General features: G+C 74.6%; 1 pseudogene. It reads right to left on the bottom strand.

Features of this window, described 5'->3' with window-relative positions:
• Positions 1 to 398 (bottom strand): annotated as a pseudogene (locus tag DW299_RS05115) (hypothetical protein); the annotation flags it as partial.
• Between the last annotated feature and the right edge of the window lie 208 nt (positions 399 to 606).

The raw sequence follows: 606 nt of genomic DNA, 5'->3' as shown, positions 1-606 counted from the left end.
GCGCCACCGCTCAGGCGGCTCGCACCGGCCTCGGCGTTCGCGGCGCCCGCGGCGAGGTCGCCCGCACCCGCAGCGAGGGCCGTGGCTCCCGCCGCCGCGGTGGTGGCACCATCGCTCAGCTTCTGCGAGCCGTCCTCGGCGCTCGCGGCACCCGCGGCGAGGTCCTGCGTCCCGTCGGCGAGGGTCTGCGCGCCGTCGGACAGTTCGGCGGCACCGGCCGCGAGCTGCGCCGACCCGTCTTCCGCGGCGGTGGTGCCGTCGGCGAGCTCCGCGGCACCGGCGGCGATCTTGCTCGTGGTGGCGAAGAACAGCAGGATCATGGCGGCCAGCAGCAGGCTGAGCACGATCACGGCGATGCGCATGCCGAGGCCGTGCGCGTGGGGTGTTGCACTCGTCATTGAGGACTCCCGGGTGGTGTGTGGCGTCGTTGCCACGGGCGACTGTAGGGCCCCGGTCCCTCGCCGCACCGGAATTGCCGGACGATACCAAGTCCCAGCGCACGCGGGACTCAGTTTCTTGTGGTGGATGCACAAAGCGGCGTCCGCGCCCCCACCCCGCGAACGCCGCCCCGCGCCGTCGCCGCTAGCCCGGCAGGGAGGCGCCGCG

It is taken from the genome of Microbacterium sp. K35 (genome assembly GCF_004794375.1).
Taxonomy (GTDB): domain Bacteria; phylum Actinomycetota; class Actinomycetes; order Actinomycetales; family Microbacteriaceae; genus Microbacterium; species Microbacterium sufflavum.
The sequence above is the reverse complement of the archived record's forward strand: the minus strand, read 5'-3'. Positions and strand labels throughout refer to the sequence as shown.